The sequence below is a fragment of the Nodosilinea nodulosa PCC 7104 genome, assembly GCF_000309385.1.
GTDB lineage: Bacteria > Cyanobacteriota > Cyanobacteriia > Phormidesmidales > Phormidesmidaceae > Nodosilinea > Nodosilinea nodulosa.
Window position 1 is genome coordinate 654133 of the sequence record NZ_JH976538.1, and the last position, 15968, is coordinate 670100.

At 59.8% G+C, this 15968-nt stretch carries 17 protein-coding genes; 5 read left to right on the forward strand and 12 right to left on the reverse strand.

The window, feature by feature from the left end; all coding sequences use genetic code 11:
- Positions 1-7: 7 nt before the first annotated feature.
- Complete coding sequence (gene cutA / locus LEPTO7104_RS0131215) at positions 8-340, forward strand: divalent-cation tolerance protein CutA (protein ID WP_017302499.1); 333 nt, start codon at positions 8-10, stop codon at positions 338-340.
- A gap of 187 nt (positions 341-527) precedes the next feature.
- Here the strand turns inward: cutA and LEPTO7104_RS0131220 are convergent, their stop codons facing one another.
- From LEPTO7104_RS0131220 to LEPTO7104_RS0131235, 4 genes are all read right to left on the reverse strand, one after another.
- The gene (locus LEPTO7104_RS0131220) at positions 528-911 is read right to left on the reverse strand and encodes a hypothetical protein (RefSeq protein WP_155524025.1); all 384 of its coding nucleotides are present in this window, start codon (positions 909-911) and stop codon (positions 528-530) included.
- An 89-nt stretch (positions 912-1000) separates the two neighbouring features.
- On the reverse strand, positions 1001-2986 hold the full coding sequence (locus tag LEPTO7104_RS0131225; RefSeq protein WP_017302501.1) for a heavy metal translocating P-type ATPase: 1986 nt from the start codon (positions 2984-2986) through the stop codon (positions 1001-1003).
- A 119-nt stretch (positions 2987-3105) separates the two neighbouring features.
- Complete coding sequence (locus LEPTO7104_RS0131230) at positions 3106-3528, reverse strand: ArsR/SmtB family transcription factor (protein ID WP_083887228.1); 423 nt, start codon at positions 3526-3528, stop codon at positions 3106-3108.
- A 72-nt stretch (positions 3529-3600) separates the two neighbouring features.
- On the reverse strand, positions 3601-4470 hold the full coding sequence (locus LEPTO7104_RS0131235; RefSeq protein ID WP_083887237.1) for a M48 family metalloprotease: 870 nt from the start codon (positions 4468-4470) through the stop codon (positions 3601-3603).
- 436 nt (positions 4471-4906) lie between these two features.
- Here LEPTO7104_RS0131235 and gndA point away from each other — a divergent pair, with 436 nt between their 5' ends.
- Both gndA and LEPTO7104_RS0131250 read left to right on the forward strand, forming a co-directional pair.
- Positions 4907-6331: an NADP-dependent phosphogluconate dehydrogenase gene (gene gndA / locus LEPTO7104_RS0131240; protein ID WP_026073246.1), complete on the forward strand. Its 1425-nt coding sequence runs from the start codon at positions 4907-4909 to the stop codon at positions 6329-6331.
- 420 nt (positions 6332-6751) lie between these two features.
- Positions 6752-7735: a glutathione S-transferase family protein gene (locus LEPTO7104_RS0131250; protein WP_026073247.1), complete on the forward strand. Its 984-nt coding sequence runs from the start codon at positions 6752-6754 to the stop codon at positions 7733-7735.
- 36 nt (positions 7736-7771) lie between these two features.
- Here LEPTO7104_RS0131250 and blaOXA read toward each other — a convergent pair whose 3' ends face one another.
- The 7 genes from blaOXA to LEPTO7104_RS0131285 all read right to left on the reverse strand — a co-directional run bounded on the left by blaOXA (position 7772) and on the right by LEPTO7104_RS0131285 (position 12370).
- Positions 7772-8653 carry a class D beta-lactamase gene (gene blaOXA / locus LEPTO7104_RS0131255; RefSeq protein ID WP_026073248.1) on the reverse strand — a complete coding sequence of 294 codons (882 nt, stop codon included), beginning with the start codon at positions 8651-8653 and terminating at the stop codon, positions 7772-7774.
- 298 nt (positions 8654-8951) lie between these two features.
- Entirely contained in the window at positions 8952-9092 is a 141-nt protein-coding gene (locus LEPTO7104_RS41415) for a hypothetical protein (RefSeq protein WP_017302508.1), read from the reverse strand.
- Positions 9089-10054: an isoaspartyl peptidase/L-asparaginase gene (locus LEPTO7104_RS0131265; RefSeq protein ID WP_040697978.1), complete on the reverse strand. Its 966-nt coding sequence runs from the start codon at positions 10052-10054 to the stop codon at positions 9089-9091. Before LEPTO7104_RS0131265 ends, LEPTO7104_RS41415 begins: the two co-directional genes overlap by 4 nt.
- Before the next feature lie 125 nt (positions 10055-10179).
- A complete protein-coding gene (locus tag LEPTO7104_RS36445; RefSeq protein ID WP_264308859.1) occupies positions 10180-10587 on the reverse strand; it encodes a DUF29 domain-containing protein in 408 nt (135 codons plus the stop codon).
- Positions 10588-10620: 33 nt separating this feature from the next.
- Entirely contained in the window at positions 10621-10761 is a 141-nt protein-coding gene (locus LEPTO7104_RS39125) for a DUF2256 domain-containing protein (protein ID WP_071527445.1), read from the reverse strand.
- Between the two features lie 2 nt (positions 10762-10763).
- Entirely contained in the window at positions 10764-11468 is a 705-nt protein-coding gene (locus tag LEPTO7104_RS0131280) for a GUN4 domain-containing protein (RefSeq protein WP_017302511.1), read from the reverse strand.
- Between the two features lie 260 nt (positions 11469-11728).
- Entirely contained in the window at positions 11729-12370 is a 642-nt protein-coding gene (locus tag LEPTO7104_RS0131285; RefSeq protein WP_017302512.1) for a response regulator transcription factor, read from the reverse strand.
- A 269-nt stretch (positions 12371-12639) separates the two neighbouring features.
- Here LEPTO7104_RS0131285 and LEPTO7104_RS0131290 point away from each other — a divergent pair, with 269 nt between their 5' ends.
- Positions 12640-14067, forward strand: coding sequence for an NADP-dependent isocitrate dehydrogenase (locus LEPTO7104_RS0131290; RefSeq protein WP_017302513.1), 1428 nt, complete (start codon positions 12640-12642; stop codon positions 14065-14067).
- Between the two features lie 64 nt (positions 14068-14131).
- Here the strand turns inward: LEPTO7104_RS0131290 and LEPTO7104_RS0131295 are convergent, their stop codons facing one another.
- Complete coding sequence (locus LEPTO7104_RS0131295) at positions 14132-15013, reverse strand: hypothetical protein (protein WP_017302514.1); 882 nt, start codon at positions 15011-15013, stop codon at positions 14132-14134.
- A gap of 140 nt (positions 15014-15153) precedes the next feature.
- Between LEPTO7104_RS0131295 and rpsB the strand changes: the two genes are divergently transcribed.
- Entirely contained in the window at positions 15154-15933 is a 780-nt protein-coding gene (gene rpsB, locus LEPTO7104_RS0131300) for a 30S ribosomal protein S2 (protein ID WP_017302515.1), read from the forward strand.
- Positions 15934-15968 lie beyond the last annotated feature (35 nt).

A 15968-nucleotide genomic window follows, 5' to 3' on the forward strand; every position in this document is an offset into this window, starting at 1 on the left:
CCCTAGCATGACAGCGCCCGCAACCCCTGGCATTGTGCTGGTCACCGCTGGCTCCGAGGCCGAGGCCGATCGCCTGGCTCACTACCTGGTAGAAGCCCGCCTGGCCGCCTGTGTCAGCCTGTTCCCGATGCGATCGCTCTACCGCTGGCAGGGCGAGGTGCAGCGCGAGGCCGAGTGGCAGCTGATCATCAAAACTGACCTCAGCCAGTTTGAGGCGCTGAGTCAGGCGATTATCCAGCACCACAGCTACGAGGTGCCCGAAATCATTGCGCTGCCTATTGCCGATGGGCTGCCTACCTACCTCAGCTGGCTTCAGGCTCAGGTATTAGGAGTCCTATAGCTGTAGCCGGTCTGGTTAAGACATGTCTCCTATGAACGTTCAAACGTTTGAACGTCCACAGGGTTTCTGGATGTCCTAACCAACGTGACTATTGCTATGACAGTCAAAAAAGGGCAAAAAAAGGACTGGCCATTGGCCAGCCCCGATTCAGCTACTCAAGGAGATGTTTAACCACGGTCAAGTCGATTTAGCGACGGTAGGCCAGCGCCAACTCGCTCTCAATCTCGTCAGGCTCAGAGACCAAAACGGTTTCGGTTTCGATCGCCAGGTTCGGCTCAGCCCCCGCCTCTAGGGCGGCAGCCTGGGCCAACCACCGCTTACGCATCAGCACAGTGCCGCCGGTTAGCAGCGCTGCGATCGCGCCCAGCCCACCCAGCGCCACCCCAAGGGCATTGCTGTCTGGAGAGGAGGCCCACCAGCCACCGGGCGGATGGCCAGAGGCAGTTACCTGGGGCGCAGTGGAGGCAGAAAACGGACAGCCAATAGCTGCGTTTCCAGGTACAGCGGCCGCAGTCAGCAAACCAGCCGCTGCCACCAAAGCCACCAGGGCAGAACGTGGGACAAGTTTCATAGCCAGATGAGAAGAAAACGTAAGGCTATTGTTGCGGCACTTGCTCAATCCCACAGCCGCAGGGGCTACAGAACGTGAGAAAAATCTAGCTATCTGAGAATGCGCCCCGCGTTCAAAATGGCCAGCAGGGCAACACCGACGTCGGCAAACACCGCTTCCCAAAGCGTGGCCACCCCGATCGCGCCCAGGGCAATAAACAGCGCCTTTACCGCCATGGCAAAGACAATGTTTTGCCAGACAATGCGCCGGGTTTTTTGGCCGATGTGAATGGCTTCGGCCACCTTCGAGGGGGCGTCGGTCAGAATTACCACATCGGCGGTTTCGATCGCCGCATCGGACCCCAGCCCGCCCATGGCAATGCCCACATCGGCCCTGGCAATCACCGGCGCGTCGTTAATGCCGTCGCCCACGAAGGCGACTTTGCCTCGGGTGCGGCGGGCACGGTGCAAAATTTCCTCCAGGGCCTCTACTTTGCCCTCGGGCAGCAGTTCAGCCCGATACTGGTCGAGGCCGAGCTGACGGGCGATGCGATCGGCCACCGCCTGACTATCGCCCGTCAGCATCGCGGTTTCAATGCCCTGGGCCTGGAGGGCGCGAATGGCCTCAGCGGCATCGGCCTTCAGCTCGTCGGCGACGATAATGCGGCCGCTGTACTCCCCATCGACGGCCAGGTGAGCCACGGTGCCGTCAACCACGCAGACATCGTGGGGAATGGCCTCGCGGTGCAGGAGGCGATCGTTGCCGGCCAGCACGGTGCGCCCGTTGACCCTGGCCCGAATGCCGTGACCAGAGATCTCTTCGTAATCTTGCACAGCGGCGGTATCGACGGCTTGGCCATGGGCTTGACGAATGGACTGGGCGACGGGGTGGTTAGACTGCGATTCCACCTGGGCGGCCAGCTCTAGCAGCTGGGGCTGGCTCAGGCCGTTGTGGGCAATCACCTCGCTGACCCGAAAGTTGCCCTGGGTGAGGGTGCCGGTTTTGTCAAAGACGACGGTTTTGACCTGGGCCAGGGTGTCGAGGTAGGTAGAACCCTTGACCAAAATGCCCCGCCTGGCCGCCCCCCCCACCCCGCCAAAGTAGCCCAGGGGAATGCTGATCACCAGGCCGCAGGGGCAGGAAATGACCAGCAGCACGAGGGCGCGGTAGGCCCACTCGGCCTGGGTGGCTCCGGCCAGCACCAGGGGCGGCAAAAGCGCCACCGCCAGGGACAGAAAGACCACTGCTGGCGTGTAGTAGCGGGCAAAGCGGGTGATAAATTTCTCGGTTTCGGCCTTTTTGCCGCTGGCGTTTTCCACCAGGTCCAAAATTTTGGCGATCGACGACTCACCGAAAAGCTTGCTCACCCGCACGGTTAGGGCGCCCGACTGGTTGATCATGCCCGCCAACACAGTTTCACCGGGGGCAACGGGGCGCGGCACCGATTCACCCGTCAGGGCTGAGGTATCGACTAGCGATTTGCCCGCCAAAATCTCCCCATCCAGGGGCACCTTTTCGCCGGGGCGCACCAGAATTTCAGCGCCGATGCTGACCGTGTCGGGCGCCACCGCTCGAATGTCGCCGTCAACGTACAGGTTGGCGGTGTCGGGCCGGATTTCTAGCAGGGCTTTGATAGAGCGCCGCGAGCGCCCCACCGAGTAGCCCTGAAACAGCTCCCCCACCTGGAAAAACAGCATCACCGCCACCGCTTCGGGAATCTGGTGAATGGCGATCGCCCCCAGGGTGGCCACGGTCATCAAAAAATTTTCGTCGAAGATGCGCCCCCGCAGAAGGTTGCGCCCTGCCGTGGTCAGCACAGTCCAGCCGCTGATCAGGTAGGCGGGGATCAGCACGGCATACTCGGCGATGGCGTAGGGCGTGTTGTGCAGCGCCCCGTTAAAGCCAAATCCGATTGCAAACAGCACTGCCGCGATCGCGATCGGGGTTAGCTCTTGCCGCAGGTCAAAGTCGCCGGAGCCATGGTCATGACCGTGGCCGCAGCAATCGTTATGGACCTCATGCCGGGCAGCTTTCTGGCTGGCAGCCGGAACTGACTGATCGTGGGCGCAGTGGTCGTGGGAGTGGAGCTCTGCCATGGGGACACCTGCCGGATGCGTCTGAATATATGAAAGACTATTCAGATGATATACGATCCTAGAGACCCCATCCCTGGAAATGGGCCATGCTCTGGGCCGCTGCCAGGAAATTTGCTGGGCTAACCTTCCTCTAGATGTTCGGCCACTTCGCGGTAGAGGGCCATAATGTGGCCATCGGCCAGGCCGTAGTAGACGTTGCGGCCCTGGCGACGGTACTTGACCAGCCGCTGCGATCGCAGCACCCGCAGCTGGTGCGACACCGCCGACTCGCCCATCTTCACCGCCGCCGCCAGATCGCAGACGCAAAGCTCCTGCTGGGCCAGGGCCGACAGCAGTTTCAGCCGGTGGGGATCGGAGAGGGCGCTAAAAAATTCCGCCATGCGCTGGGCCTGCTCGGTGCTCAGCACCTCGGGCTGCACCTGCCGCACGTTGTCCAAATGCACCAGCGACTCATCGCAGGCCGGAGCATCGGTCCCTGGCGTTGGCTGTGTGTTCGGCGGTTGCGTATTTATAGAGTGAGAATTGGCCACTACAGCACCCATCGCAGTACTGTCTCCATGATACTGAGAATCATTCCCCTATGAACCCCTGTTCAGATGGTGGGGGATTGGGCCTCATCTCTTCACGGCCTTGGCCAACTCTGCCTCCAGGGCCAGCAGCTTCTCAATGCGGGCCTCGGTCGAGGGGTGGGTGGCAAACAGTCCCGCCATTCCCTGGCGGGAAAAGGCGTTAATAATCAGCAGCGGCTCAAAGGCTGGATTTCCCTGAATTGGCGTCCGCTGGGCGCTGGCCTCCAGCTTTTGCAGGGCGCTGGCCAGGGCGCGGGGGTTCTTCGTCAGCCGCCCCGACCCGGCATCGGCCTCAAACTCGCGGGTGCGCGAAATCGTCATTTGAATCAGCGTTGCTGCCAGGGGGGCGACAAAAATCGCCAGCAGCAGCCCAATGGGGTTCGGCCCACGGTTGTCATCCCGATCGCTGGCCATGCCGTAGCTGGCCCACTGGGCCATATAGGCCAGCGACGAAATCGCGCCGCCCACCGTGGCCGCCACCGCCTGGGTGAGGGTGTCGCGGTTGAGAATGTGCGATAGCTCGTGGGCGATCACCCCCTCCAGCTCTGCGCTGGTCAGCATGGTCACAATGCCCTCGGTGACGGCCACTGCCGCGTGGCTGGGGTCGCGCCCGGTGGCAAAGGCGTTGGCCGCAGGGCCAGGAATCAGGTAAACCCCCGGCATTGGAATTTCCGCCGCCAGACTCAAGCGTTCGACCATGGCGTAAAGGGCCGGGGCCTGATCGCGGCTGACGGGCTGGGCATTGTAAGCCCGCAGGGCAATCTGGTCAGAGAAGTACCAGGAGCTGAGGTTGCTAACGGCTGCGATCGCCAGCCCAACCAAAATGCCCGTGGGACCGCCAATAATCCAATAGCCGAGGCCCACCAGCAGCCCCGACAGCAGCGACAAAAGCGCAAGGGTTTTGACCTGATTCATCACCGTTTCTCCTAAGCGAAGGGGTAAGCCAATCTGCCCCAGGGCCGCCAGCACCTGGCTCGCGATCGCGCCTGAACGGTGGATCGGCACCTCCAAGCGCAGGCCAGCCAGCGACCCGTTTGCCGTATCCATAACCAGGCGACCCATCCTACAAACCAATCATACGCAGGCCCCAAGGGCTGAATTTTCGGGCCGTAACGTTTCTCAATGCCGCTCTAAGGTCAGAGATTCCTGGCTTTTGCGCCCCACACCTAAAGAAAACCTTTGAGAGCATGGCCATTTTGAAAAAGTTGTTTAGGCTGTTGACAGTTTTGATGTAAGTGACAGTTTTGATGCAATCGGCATCCCATTAATGTCCTACTTAATGCACTCACTCCATAGTTTTCCATAGCAATCTGCTTCCGACTGTCGACCGAACCGTTACCGAGAAATTGATATGGCACAGAGTTTTGGTGTAATTGGCCTCGCCGTAATGGGCGAGAACCTGGCGCTTAACGTTGAGAGCAAAGGCTTTCCGGTGTCGGTGTACAACCGCACTGCATCGGTGACCGAGCGCTTTATGGAAAAGCGGGCCCAGGGTAAGAACGTGGTGGCGGCCTACAGCCTCGAAGAGTTTGTGCAGTCGCTAGAGCGGCCCCGGCGCATTTTGGTCATGGTAAAGGCGGGCGCCCCGGTGGATGCGGTGATCGGCCAGCTGCGCCCCCTGCTGGATGACGGCGACATGATCATTGACGGCGGCAACTCCCTCTACGAAGACACCGAGCGCCGCACCAAAGATATGGAATCTACGGGTCTGCGGTTTATCGGCATGGGCGTCAGCGGCGGTGAGGAAGGAGCGCTGCTCGGCCCCAGCCTGATGCCCGGCGGCACCCGCGCCGCCTACGATTCGATCGAGCCCATCGTCAAAAAGATTGCCGCCCAGGTGGATGACGGCCCCTGCGTTACCTACATTGGCCCTCGCGGGGCTGGCCACTACGTCAAAATGGTGCACAACGGCATCGAGTACGGCGACATGCAGCTGATTGCTGAAGCCTACGACCTGATGAAGAACGTGCTGGGCCTCGACCACAACCAGCTATTTGAGGTATTTTCTGAGTGGAATCTCACCGAGGAGCTAGATTCCTTCCTGATTGAAATCACCGCCGATATCTTTACCAACATCGACCCCGACACCAACAAGCCCCTGGTCGAGCTGATCATGGATGCGGCGGGCCAGAAGGGCACCGGTCGCTGGACGGTGATGAGCGCCCTGGAGCTGGGAGTGGGTATTCCGACGATTACGGCGGCGGTGAATGCGCGAATTATGTCGTCGATTAAGGAGGAGCGGGTGGCGGCTTCTAAGGAACTGAGCGGCCCGGTGGCCAGTTTTGACGGCGACACCAAGGTCATGGTGAACAAAATCCGCGATGCGCTGTACTGCTCGAAGATTTGCTCCTATGCCCAGGGTATGGCGCTGATTGGCACCGCCTCTAAGCACTACGAGTACGATGTGAATTTGGGCGAAACGGCCCGGATTTGGAAGGGGGGCTGCATTATTCGGGCGCGCTTCTTGAATAAAATCAAGCACGCCTACGATGAGAATCCCAGTCTGCCGAATCTGCTGCTGGCCCCTGAGTTTAAGCAGACGATTCTCGATCGCCAGTCGGCCTGGCGGGAAGTGATCGCGATGGCGGCGACGTTTGGTATTCCGGTCCCGGCGTTTAGCGCGTCGCTCGATTACTTTGACAGCTATCGGCGCGATCGCCTGCCGCAAAACCTGACCCAGGCCCAGCGCGACTATTTTGGTGCCCACACCTACGTGCGGGTTGATAAAGAAGGGACGTTCCACACCGAGTGGACGAAGGCTCCGGCGCGGGTGTAGGGTTTTCGCCGTCAGTAGCAGCCGCCGATCCGGTTTGGGTTGGCGGCTGTTTTTGCGTAGGGGCGATCGGGCGGGCGCGATGAAGCGTTTTTGGCTTCAGGTTACCGATCGCGGCGCACAATCTGGTCTACAAGCCAGATTTGCTGCTGGGGGCATTTCGCAGCCCCCAGACCCCTTCGACAAGGACGTTCCGTCGTCCTTGACCTCACGGAAAGGATTGATCTGCCATCGGTTTAAACCTCTGTTCTGCCAATTGACCTTTCAGCACCTGTGGCTGACCTATGCACCCGAAGCCGGTAGGGTGCATAACGCTAAGGCGAGGCTCCGCCAACGCGAAGCAATGCACCAATAGAGCATCATATCCGCAAGACATTTCGCGGCCTCGGTATAGTGAAGGTATCCCCTCACACAAAAAGGTCTATGGCTGGACTGCCTCCTGGTTTGCTAATTCGCACGGCCAAGTTGGTCTGGACTACCCTGTGGCAGACCATGATGGGGCAGATGGCTCCCAGCAGCAAGGGCGGCGACTACCAGCGGCCCGAAAGCGAGTTTCGTCAGCGGATTGAGCCGGAGGGTGCCTTTCCTCCGGCGGCCAATCGCTATCAGCTCATTGTGGGTATGGGCTGTCCGTGGGCGCACCGAACGCTGGTAACGCGATCGCTGAAGGGGCTGGAGGGGGCGATTTCGATCATCCCTGTGGTGCCCTCGCCGGACGAGGGCTGCTGGGTGTTTGAAACGCCGTTTCGCGACTGTCGCACGCTGCCGGAGCTGTACCGTCAGGCTCAGCCGGGGTATGGGGGGCGGGCTACGGTGCCGGTGCTGTGGGATGGCCAGAGTGCGGCGATCGTCAACAACGAAAGCGCCGACATCATCGTGATTTTGAATGAAGCCTTTGGTGAGTGGGGCACTCGGCCAGGGGTTGATCTCTACCCGGAAGCTCTCAAAGCAGACATCGACCAGTGGAACGATCGCACCTACCAGGCGGTGAACAACGGCGTCTATCGCTGCGGCTTTGCCCAAACCCAGGCGGCCTACGATCGCGCCGTCAGCGAGCTATTTGACGCGCTGGATGCGATCGACCAGGCGCTGGGCCAGCGCCCCTACCTCTGCGGCGACATGGTAACGCTGGCGGATGTGCGGCTGTTTACCACGCTGTTTCGCTTTGATGTGGTCTACTACAGCCTATTTAAGTGCAACCGCCGCCGCATTCAGGACTACGCCCACCTTGGCCCCTACCTGCGGCGCATGTATCAGCTGCCGGGGGTGGCAGAGACCTGCGACATTGATGCGGTTAAGCACGACTACTACGGCAACCTGTTTCCGCTAAATCCTGGCGGCATCATTCCTTCCGGGCCAGATCTGGCCTATTTGAAAGCTCCGGCTGAAGCGGTATCGAGTTTGTAGGCGATCGCGCTTCAGCTAGCAGACACAGCCCTGGGCCTACAGCAAGCCTAAATCCTCAAAACATCGCCGCGTCAACTCTACTCGATGGCGCGGATCGTTCTCATTGCGAATATCAATGTTGGTGGCAAAGAAATAAACGTTCTCACCCTTTTCGAGATAGCCAACGTACCACCCAACTTGAGATAGCTCCGGTTGATCAAAGCCCACCCAGCCCGACTTTGCTCTAATGGTGTACGTTGGGGTTTGCTCCACAACCATAATATCTTTGACTATGGAGAAAGTTCGTTCGGAAAACGGCAGATCGTTTTGGTAAAACCGACGGAGAAACTGAATCTGCTCTGCGGGCGTAGTTCGAAGCTTTCCGTCTAACCAAAATGTATCGATGTCCTCTTCATCGCCAATAGTTTGGTTGCCGTATTCTGCCTGAGTAACCCCCTGCTGCATGCGCTCGTGCCCCACGCGGCGAGCTAAAACTTGGTAAAAAGGATAGGCGGAAAGCTTAAATGCCTCTCGCATATTCAAGTCTCGGTTCCAGGCGGGCACCTTCCTGGTCACACCATCCCAGGTGAGAATAGCAATTTCATCGGCAATGACGCCATTTTCTAGCGAAATCAGCGAGTTGAGAATTTTAAATGTTGATGCAGGCAAAAAGGCCGTTTGATTGCGCGTAGGGTTGTGTTGATAAGTTCGATCATTGGCGGAATCGTAGATTAAGATAGACCCTTCAACATCCAGGTCTTCAAAGTGCCGTCCAAAGTCAGTATCTTCAGCCGAATTGAGCTGGGCTACCTGCACAGAAGATGACTGGGGCAATGGCGCAGGCATCGTGGCCGCCGCCTCTCCCGACTGTAACCAAACAGCCACAGCGCAGCCGATCGCTACGCAGCCTGCAACCAGTAGACGAGATAGTCGATTCATAAAACTCTTTAGCAAAAAGACAACATATAGCTGCTGCGCGTGGCATGCAGAAAGTCTCAGAGCAGCACGTCGAAGAACTCCTGCATCCCTGGCAGACTATTCGGAGCGCTAATTGATAGCGCTGGCCAATGCGCTTAGGGCATCAGTCACGACCAATGGCAAAAACTGTGCTGGCGTAGGTTGGGTTAGCTTTGGCGTAACCCAACAAAATTTTGTCAGTCAATCAGCTGGCGCGCAGGCATCACTCCAGAGGGCTAACGCAGAATGTCCCACCAAGTTGGTGGTGGCTATAGACAAACTACTGCGAGATGAACCCCGTCACCAGCAGGGGCAGCAAAATCAGCGCCGCCAAAATCACCATCAGGGTTGGCACATCGATTTTAAGGACGTTTTTCTCTGAGGCCGAGGGGTTGCGTTTAGTAGAATTGGGGTCAGTCATAGTTGAACCACTCCGGTTAGCGTACCTGAGCTTAGCTCCAGGGTATCCCCCACCGCCTCTCCCGTATGGTAGGCCGCCAGCAGCACGTCGCTGGTTTTGCCCCAGGCAATTTCTCCCCGGTGGCTGAGGGCGATCGCGCCAAAATCTCGCCCGTTCGCCGTCGCTTCGGCAAAGGATTTCTCCAGGGCAGCGGCGATCGCCATGCCGTCGGTCACTCGCACCACAATGCGGGAGGCCAGACACTCGTCGATAATGTCTTCGCCAATGCCCGTGCAGCTCACTGCCGCAACGCCGTTGGCGTAGTTGCCCGCCACGGTGGCCGAGTCGCTCACCCGGCCCAGCCGCTCCAGCCCCTTGCCCCCGGTGGAGGTGCCCACCGCCAGCCGCCCCTCCTGATCTAGCACCACGACCCCGATGGTGCCGCGCCGCGCCTCAGAATCACCAGAACCGGCAGAATCAATCGGTTCCGCCACCACTCCGGCCATGCTGCGCTGAAAGTTATGGGCTCGCTCCTGCATCCACTCCTTCAGGCGCAGGTCAGTCACCGGGTCAAAGGGCTCAATGCGCATCTCCCGCGCCAGTTCCGCCGCCCCCAGGTCAGAGAGCACGCGATCGGGGGCGGGTTGCAGGTAAGCCGCCAAGTCAATGGGGTGCCGCACCCGCGACACGTTGATAATGCCGCTAAACCGCTGGGTGCTGCCGTCCATCAGCCCCGCGCTCATCCGCACCTGGCCGTCCGATTGCAGCACCGACCCGTAGCCCGCGTTAAAGCGGGGGGTATCTTCGAGCAGCTGGCAGCCAAACACCACGCAGTCGCGGGCGCTGGCCCCGGCCTCGGCTTTACTGTAGATCTGCTCCACAATGGCGTGGAGATCGTGGCGCAGGGCGTTGAGAACGTCTGGATGGGCCAAAGCACCACCGGCTCCCCCGTGGATAATGACCTTTGGTAACGCCTGCGTCATGGTGGTTGTCCTTAAGAATGCTTTTTTATCTTAAGGGGTACATTGCTGGGGAACTGTAGCGTGGGCGATCGCGCCGCTAGCTCAATTCCCCCGGCTCGCCGGGGTAGAACGTCTCATCTAGAACCTCATTGAGGGTATAAACGCAGCGGGGGGGGAAACGTTCGGTCAGGTAAATCGGTTGCAGCGATCGCTAAATCTCTGCCATTGGCGTAGGCATCCGCCAAAATCTCCTCTAAAGCAGATTTCAGACTGGGGCTTTCCTTCAGCAGACGCAGAGCCTCTCGCCGCTGAATTCGAGCGGTAGCGAGCCAGCTGCGGCTGCGGCACTGGGGCTGGTGCTGCCATTTCAGCAGATGCCCCAGCAGCATGCTCAATCGACTGCGGAGTTCCTGACGCTGCTGCCGACCCAAGGACTCAATCTCCTCACTCAGGTTGGGCAGATCAAGTTTGTTCCAGTGGCGATGGCCCAAAAGTTCGGCCTGCTCCACCGTCCAGGCATAAAAATCACTGTCGTAGAGGCTGGGGGTAGCCATGGATCAGCCTAACGAGAATGGCTTAATTTTAGGCTAGCGGCGGCGACGGCAGCGATCGCTGCAATACTTCACCTCATCCCAACAGTCGGCCCACTTTTTGCGCCAGGTAAACGGTCGCTGGCACACCGGGCACACCTTGGTGGGCAGGTCGGCCTTAGCCCGCTGCTTGGGCACCGCTACGCCTCCTCGCTCCACGCCGGGTGAGTCAGCAACGCGGCCATCATCCGCACGCCCCGCAGCTGATTCGACAGAGGCAGATGGCCATCGGGGGCGCTCAAGTCCCAAATAAAGCCGCCGGGGTAGCGGGTCCAAATGTTGTCGTCTTTCCAGGCAATGCGGGGCCAGAGCTTGTCCCAGTTTTGGCCCAGGCTGAGCCAGAGGCGACGCTGCACCGAGAAGCCAAATTTGCCCTCGGAGTAAGCCAGCCACAGGCGATCGAGGGTTTGCAGATCGACCGCAGGAAACTGCTCTACCTCGGTGAAGTAAACCCACTTGCGCTTCACCGCCGTTGGTCCGGCCAGCTCACACAGCTTCGCCAGGGTCAGGCGATCGGCCTCCTCAAAGTCTTGCTGTACCAGCAGCGCTTGCAGCGGCCCGTAGTCAATGCCCTGGGCCGAGGGCATCTCCAGCCGCCCCTGGGGCCAGTGCTGGGTGAGCAGATCGCGCAGCTCATCCCGCTCGGTCGCGTAGAGCACCTGAAAAAGTTTGCCGTCTAGAATTGTGGGCAGCTCGTCTTTGCGATCGATCAGGGTCGTCGTCAACACCTCAACACCCTGCGGTCCCAAAGCCAGCAGCTCGTGAACCGCCGAGAGCTGCTTTTTCAGCGAGTCGCCCTGCAACCGGCTGCGCAAATCTACCAATGTGTCGCTATCCGAAACCATAGATACCGCTAACAAGCGCCATGAGAGTGCCCGCTCTTTATGATAGGGCGTGTTGGGCGACCGGGTGAAGTGGGAGATGGGGGGATGGGGGAGATGAGGAGATGAGGAGATGAGGGGATGAGGGGATGAGGGGATGAGGGAGAGAATTGTGAATGTGGGTGTTGAATGCTTGGTTCCTAAAGCTCAAATCCTGTCTTCCTCACCTTCCCCACCTCCCTCACCTTCCCCATCTCCCCCACCTTCCCCATCTCGCCAGCCCATCACCCCCGCTCCTCCCCCTCCGGTATCTGATAGCCGTGCTCAAAGGCAAAGCGCACAATCTGCGAACGGTTCTCCAGGCTGAGTTTGGTCAGTATGTTGCTGAGGTGGGTTTGCACCGTGCGCGGGCTGAGAAAGAGGTGCTCGCCAATTTGCTTGTTGGTAAAGCCCTGCACCACCTCCCAAAAGACGCGCTCTTCGGCGGGGGTAAGCGGCAGGGGCGCGGGCCGGGCGGTGGACTGTTTAACCATGCGCTCAAAGGCGCTGTGGAGTCGCTGCGATCGCGCGATCGCCCCCCTGACCTTGGCAATTAGCTCCTGGGCCGAGAAGGGCTTGACCAAATAGTCGTCGGCCCCTAGCAGGTGGCCCTGCACCCGATTCGTCAGCTCCCCTAAATTCGTCAGAAAGATAAACGGCACCATCTCTCCTTCCGGTCTGGAGCGCAGCAGGTGGCAAAACTCAAACCCGCTCATGCCGGGCATCATCACATCTGACACCACTACATCGGCGGTTTTAGTCATCAGCATCTCCAGCGCCTCTTCGCCAGAGGTGGCGTTCACCACGTCAAAGCCCTGGTCCTGCAACCGCCGGGTCAGGGCCAGCTGCATAATGGCATCATCATCAACGACTAAAACAGTGCTCATGGATCAAGGCTCTAGAGGGTACGCAGACCAACGGGGTGGGGGCAACGGGGGCTAGCACATCACTTAGCCGCCGCAGTGAGCTGGTGCGGCAGGGGCATTGGGGACCAAAAAGGTCCTGGGAGGCTGCCGCGCCACCGCCGCAGTCTGTCCAACGATTCGCCCCGAAGCGGGGATTTTCGGCCCAGATTCAAATCGTTGTTAAACGAGCAAAAATGTGGGTTAAAGCGCATTAGACTATGGGGTGTTTTATCGTTTGCGGGCAATTTGCGATGTATGAACGGATCACTCCCCCGGCAGTAGGCGAGCGCATCACCTTTAAAGATGGCGAACCTGTCGTGCCAGACACGCCTATCATTCCCTACATCCGCGGCGATGGAACGGGGGTAGACATCTGGCCTGCATCCCAGCGGGTGTTTGACGCAGCGGTGGCCAAGGCCTACGGCGGCAAGCGCGAGATTGTCTGGTTCAAGGTTTATGCAGGCGACGAAGCCTGCGAGCAGTACGGCACCTACCAGTACCTGCCCGACGACACGCTCAAAGCCATTGAAGAGTATGGGGTGGCCATCAAAGGCCCCCTCACCACCCCAGTCGGCGGCGGCATTCGCTCGTTAAACGTAGCTCTCAGGCAAATTAACGACCTCTACGCCTGCGTGCGCCCCTGCAAGTACTATGCGGGCACCCCCTCGCCCCACCGCAGCCCCGAAAAGCTCGACGTTATTATCTATCGCGAAAATACCGAAGATATCTATCTGGGCATTGAGTGGAAGCAGGGCGATCCGGTCTGCGATCAGCTAATCAAAATTCTCAACACCGAACTGATCCCCGCCACCCCAGAGCACGGCAAAAAGCAGATTCCCCTCGACTCGGGCATTGGCATCAAGCCGATCAGCAAAACCGGCAGCCAGCGCCTGGTGCGCCGGGCCATGAAGCACGCCCTGCGCCTGCCCAAGCCCAAGCAGCAGGTCACCCTGGTGCACAAGGGCAACATTATGAAGTACACCGAAGGGGCCTTCCGCGACTGGGGCTACGAGCTGGCCACCTCTGAGTTTCGCGCCGAGTGCGTTACCGAGCGTGAGTCGTGGGTGCTGGGCAACAAAGAAAAGAATCCGGACCTGTCCACCGAAGACAATGCCCGCCAGATCGAGCCGGGCTATGACGCCCTGACCCCCGAAAAAAAAGCCGCCATCTGCGCCGAGGTAGAGGCGATTCTGGCCGACATCTGGGAGACCCACGGCAGCGGCCAGTGGAAGGACAAAATCATGGTGAACGATCGCATCGCCGACAGCATCTTCCAGCAGATTCAGACCCGCCCCGACGAGTACTCCATTCTCGCCACTATGAACCTGAATGGCGACTACCTGTCGGATGCGGCGGCGGCGATCGTCGGCGGCCTGGGCATGGGGCCAGGGGCCAACATCGGCGACACCTGCGCGGTGTTTGAGGCCACCCACGGCACCGCCCCCAAGCACGCCGGGCTAGACCGCATCAACCCCGGCTCGGTGATTCTCTCCGGCGTCATGATGCTGGAGTACATGGGCTGGCAGGAAGCGGCGGACTTAATTAAAAAGGGCATGGCGGCGGCGATCGCCTCCCGCGAGGTCACCTACGACCTGGCCCGGATGATGGAGCCACCCGTCAACCCGCCGCTGAAGTGCTCGGAGTTCGCCGAGGCGATCGTCAAGCACTTCGACGATTAGAGAAAGGAGGTACGGTTAGCGGTGCGCGGTTGAAGGCAACGCCGTACACCGCTAACCTTGAACCTTAAACCTTCTTCATCACCACCGCCAGCCCTGCCCCCAGGGCCTCGGCCAGGGTGCCCACCAGGCGGTACATCGCCACGGCGCTGAGCACAACGCCGGGGGACAGGGTGCCTTGCAGCAGGGTGACGGCGATCGCCTCAAACACCCCCAGCCCCCCCGGCGCACCGGGAATCACCAGTCCCGCCAGCCAGGCCAGACTGAACAGGCTCACTACCGGCAGCCAGAGCTTTATCGGCAGGGGGCTAACGGCGCTGACCACCAGCGCAAACCCGATGCCCCGCAGCAGCACAAACCCCAGTTCTCCCAGCAGCGGTTTGAGGGGATAGTGGTGAAGCGTTACCGGGGGCAGGGGTTCAGCGGCCTCTGCCCCGGCCTTGGCCTGCCCCAGCCAGTTCATCAGCGGGTTGAGCCGTCGTGGGTTCATCATTTCCAGCACCACAGCCAGCATCACCCACTGCCAGGGCCAGTAGCGAGTTGGGCTGGCCAACCCCAGCAGCAGCGCTGCCGCCGCCATCAGCAGGGGTTCTAGTGTCACCCCCACAATCGCCGGTCCCCTGGCCACGCCGATTTCTCCCAGGGCGCGCACTCGCCCGTAGAAGTGCCACACATTGCCGGGCAGGTATTTCAGCAGATTGGTTTTGAGGTAAACCGGTGTACTCCAGGTGCCCTTCACCGGCTGCTGGAGGGCCTGCAAAATCCAGCTCCAGACCCAGCCCGACCAGGCGTGGGCCAGCAGCGTTGTCAGCAGGGCAAGCCCCAGCAGAGCTAGACCGCTGGGGCGGAGGCGGAGGGCCGTAACCTCGCGACCGTGGCTGACCAGGATGTGGGCCAGAAAGGCGATCGCGGCGGCCACAATGCCCCAGCGCAGGTAGCGTTTCAGCAAATCTCCACCCTGGCTTTCATTGTGATACCCTAGTAAAGTTGTCAAAAAACCACACATTCGAATTTTCGGGTCTCCCCCAAATTTAGTTTTTTGGGGAGCACGTTCGAATGGAGGATTAACCCGAAAGGAGTCAAAACCAAATGCCCGTTATTACTCTACCCGAGCTACTAGAGTCTGGGGTTCACTTCGGCCACCAAACCCGCCGCTGGAATCCCAAGATGGATCAGTACATCTTCACGTCTCGCAACGGCGTCCACATCATTGACCTGGTGCAGACCGCCCAGCTGATGGAAGAAGCCTACAAATTCGTCCGCACGGCGGCAGAACAGGGCCAAAAGTTCCTGTTCATTGGCACCAAGCGTCAGGCGGCTGGCATTGTGGCCCAGGAGTCTAGCCGCTGCGGCTCCCACTACGTCAACCAGCGCTGGCTGGGCGGCATGCTCACCAACTGGGAAACGATCAAGTCCCGCGCCAACCGCCTCAAAGAGCTGGAGCGCATGGAAGAAATGGGTGCCATTGACCTGCGCCCCAAAAAAGAAGCCGCCGTGCTGCGCCGCGAACTGGAGAAGCTGCAAAAGTACCTGGGCGGCATTAAAACCATGCGCAAGGTGCCCGATGTCGCCATCATTGTCGACATCAAGCGGGAGTACAACGCCGTGTCGGAGTGCCACAAGCTGGGTATTCCAATCATTTCTCTGCTGGATACCAACTGTGACCCCGACCTGGTGGATGTGCCCATCCCCGGCAACGACGACGCCATTCGCTCCATCAAGCTGATCCTCGGCAAGCTGGCCGATGCTATCTACGAAGGCTCCCACGGCGGTCAGTCGGTCGGCGATGACGACGACTACGACTACGACGGCGCCGAAGACGACGAGTACGGCTACGATGCTCCCGCTGCCGACAGTGACGAGGCTTAGCCGAACAACTGAGCAGCTGATTGAGCCGCCGCAGG